The organism is Stutzerimonas stutzeri SDM-LAC (genome assembly GCF_000235745.1).
GTDB lineage: Bacteria > Pseudomonadota > Gammaproteobacteria > Pseudomonadales > Pseudomonadaceae > Stutzerimonas > Stutzerimonas stutzeri_H.
In genome coordinates this window covers 1-3,433 of record NZ_AGSX01000031.1, presented here as the reverse complement: position 1 = coordinate 3,433, position 3,433 = coordinate 1, and the positions used below count along the sequence as shown (strand labels likewise).

Sequence of the window (3,433 nt, the reverse complement as noted above, 5' to 3'; positions counted from 1 at the left end):
GGTCGCCTGGCAAATCCGTGGGGCGGGTGGCGAGCCGTTGCCGATCACCCAAGAACAGGTGCCGCTCACCGGCCACGCCATCGAAGTTCGGCTGTATGCCGAAGACCCGGACAACGACTTTCTCCCTGCCACCGGTACGCTCGACCTGTACCGCGAATCGGCCGCAGGGCCGGGGCGTCGAGTTGACAGCGGCGTAGCGGAAGGTGACACCGTCTCGCCGTTCTATGACCCGATGCTCGGCAAACTGATCGCCTGGGGAGAAAACCGCGAGGAAGCGCGTCTGCGTTTGCTGGCCATGCTGGATGAGACCTGTGTAGGCGGCGTGCGCACCAACCTTGCCTTCCTGCGTCGGGTAATCGGGCACCCCGCTTTCGCGGCTGCAGAGCTGGACACGGGATTCATCCCACGCCACGAAACCGAGCTGATGCGTGCGCCCGGCGAACTGCCCGAGGCGTTCTGGCAGCTTGCTGGCAAGCTGTTCGTTCAGACGGAACCGGCGATCATTCGTGGCGACGACCTTCATTCGCCTTGGGCGAAGCGTGAAGGTATGCGTTTCGGTATGCCGGCAAGAGTCGGTGTGCACCTGCAATGCAACGGCGAAAGCCGACTGGTGCGTATCGATGCAGCCGCTGCTACAGAAGCCAAGGCCTCACGTCAGCCGAAAGCCATTCGTAAGGACGCAACCCTCTACCTGGAATGGAACGGCGAACTGCAGGCTGTAACCGCATTCGACCCCATCGCCGAAGTCGAGGCCAGCCATCAGCACCATGGCGGCCTGACCGCGCCCATGAATGGCAGCATTGTTCGCGTACTGGTCGAGGCCGGGCAGAACGTTGAAGCCGGTGCCACACTGGTCGTGCTGGAAGCGATGAAGATGGAACACAGCATCCGTGCGCAGCAGGCAGGCGTGGTCAAAGCTTTGTTCTGTGCCGAAGGCGACATGGTCAACGAGGGCACGGTCCTGCTGGAGATGGAGGAAGCCTGACGCCTTGGGTTTGCCGGGCTGAAAGTTACCCGATAGTTGAAGCGGTCGTTTTTAGCTTCGGTAAGCTGGGTCATCAGAAAATAACAAAGCAGGTGACGACACTACGTCGCCCGCGCCATGGAGCCATTATGACGCTGCCTAAACATGTCCGACTGGTGGAAGTTGGCCCGCGTGACGGCCTGCAGAACGAGAAGCAACCCATCAGCGTCGCCGACAAGGTACGCCTGGTAGACGACCTCAGCGTCGCCGGGCTGCAGTACATCGAGGTCGGCAGCTTCGTCTCGCCCAAGTGGGTGCCGCAGATGGCCGGATCTGCCGAGGTTTTTGCACAGATCAGGCAGAAGCCTGGCGTGACCTATGCGGCGCTGACGCCCAACCTGAAAGGGCTCGAAGCGGCCATCGAAGCCGGCGTTAGCGAAGTAGCTGTGTTCGGCGCTGCCTCCGAAGCTTTCTCGCAGAAGAACATCAACTGCTCCATCGAGGAGAGCCTGGCACGCTTCGTCCCGCTGATGGCCGCCGCACGCGAGAACGGCATTCAAGTGCGTGGCTACGTCTCTTGTGTGTTGGGCTGCCCTTACGAAGGCGAAGTGGACCCCAAGCGCGTCGCGCATGTGGCGCGTGAGCTGTTCGCCATGGGCTGCTACGAGGTATCGCTGGGCGACACCATCGGCACCGGCACTCCGGGCAAGACCCGCCAATTGTTCGAAACCGTTGCCCGCGAGGTGCCGCGTGACAAGCTCGCGGGGCATTTCCACGACACCTATGGCCAGGCGCTGGCAAACATCTATGCCAGCCTGCTGGAAGGCATCTGCACATTTGACAGTTCAGTGGCCGGGCTCGGCGGCTGTCCCTACGCCAAAGGCGCCAGCGGCAACGTCGCCAGCGAGGACGTGCTCTATATGCTCGATGGCCTGGGCATCCAGACCGGAATCGATCTGGATGCGCTGGTTACCGCCGGGCAACGCATCAGTGGCGTGCTGGGTCGGCCAAACGGATCGCGCGTGGCCCGGGCGCGGCTCAGCGCGCAATGACGGCGACAGCCCACACACGGAAAACAAGAGGCTCACATGAACAAGATCTATCCCAACGCCCAGCAGGCCCTCGACGGCCTGGTCGAGAACGGCATGACCCTCGCCGTCGGCGGCTTTGGCCTGTGCGGCATCCCCGAAGCGCTGATCGAGGCACTGCGCGACACCGGCAAGAAAGACCTCACGGTGATCAGCAACAACGCCGGAGTGGACGGCTTCGGCCTCGGCGTGCTGCTTGAAACGCGCCAGGTGCGCAAGATGATTTCCTCCTATGTGGGCGAGAACAAGGAGTTCGAGCGGCAGTACCTCGCCGGCGAGCTTGAACTCGAATTCACCCCTCAAGGCACCCTGGCCGAGAAGCTGCGCGCTGGCGGCTCCGGCATCCCCGCGTTCTACACCCGTACCGGCTACGGCACGCTGATCGCCGAAGGCAAGGAGACCCGCCAGTTCAACGGCGAGTGGTATGTGATGGAAGAATCGCTGACCGCCGACATCGCGCTGGTCAAGGCTTACAAGGCGGACAAAGCCGGCAACCTTGTGTTCAACAAGACTGCGCGCAACTTCAACCCGCTCGCGGCCATGGCCGGCAAGGTCTGCGTGGTGGAAGTCGACGAACTGGTGGAAACCGGCGAGCTGGACCCGGACCAGATCCATCTGCCGGGCATCTATGTGCAGCGCATCATCCATAACCCGAACGCCGAGAAACGTATCGAAAAACGTACGGTGAGGAGCTGATCATGGCCTGGACACGCGAACAGATGGCGCAACGCGCCGCACAGGAATTGCAGGACGGTTTTTACGTCAACCTCGGTATCGGCCTTCCGACACTTGTAGCTAACTACATTCCCGACGGCATGGACGTCTGGCTGCAGAGCGAGAACGGTCTGCTCGGCATTGGCCCCTTCCCCACCGAAGACGAGATCGATCCGGACCTGATCAATGCAGGCAAGCAAACCGTCACCGCCCTGCCCGGCAGCGCCTTTTTCGACAATGCGATGAGCTTCGGCATGATCCGCGGTGGTCATATCAACCTGGCCATCCTGGGCGCCATGCAGGTTTCAGAAAAAGGCGACCTGGCTAACTGGATGATCCCAGGCAAGATGGTCAAGGGCATGGGCGGCGCGATGGATCTGGTGGCTGGGGTCAAGCGCGTGGTCGTCTTGATGGAGCACACCGCAAAGGGCACGCACAAGATCATCAAGCAGTGCGACCTGCCGCTGACCGGCGTCGGCGTGGTCAACCGGATCATCACCGATCTAGGTGTGCTGGACGTGACTGAACGCGGACTGCGGCTTGTGGAGCTGGCCGACGGGGTGAGCTTCGAGGAGATGCAAGACGCCACCGGCTGCTCAATCCAGCGTTGAGCGTTGCGATATGGCCCGACGCCACCGTGCATCGGGTCAGCGCAGCGTGTAGCCTT

Annotated in this window: 4 protein-coding genes; all 4 read left to right on the top strand. The window is 62.0% G+C overall.

Annotated features, from left to right (window positions below; genetic code table 11):
* Window positions 1-985, top strand: a 985-nt coding sequence (locus tag PSTU_RS0103410; protein ID WP_019339638.1) for a biotin/lipoyl-containing protein, incomplete at its 5' end; no start/stop codon positions are given.
* A gap of 128 nt (window positions 986-1,113) precedes the next feature.
* Complete coding sequence (locus PSTU_RS0103405) at window positions 1,114-2,016, top strand: hydroxymethylglutaryl-CoA lyase (protein ID WP_019339637.1); 903 nt, start codon at window positions 1,114-1,116, stop codon at window positions 2,014-2,016.
* A 36-nt stretch (window positions 2,017-2,052) separates the two neighbouring features.
* On the top strand, window positions 2,053-2,748 hold the full coding sequence (locus PSTU_RS0103400) for a CoA transferase subunit A (protein ID WP_019339636.1): 696 nt from the start codon (window positions 2,053-2,055) through the stop codon (window positions 2,746-2,748).
* A 2-nt stretch (window positions 2,749-2,750) separates the two neighbouring features.
* Window positions 2,751-3,377, top strand: coding sequence for a CoA transferase subunit B (locus PSTU_RS0103395; protein WP_019339635.1), 627 nt, complete (start codon window positions 2,751-2,753; stop codon window positions 3,375-3,377).
* Window positions 3,378-3,433: the final 56 nt, after the last annotated feature.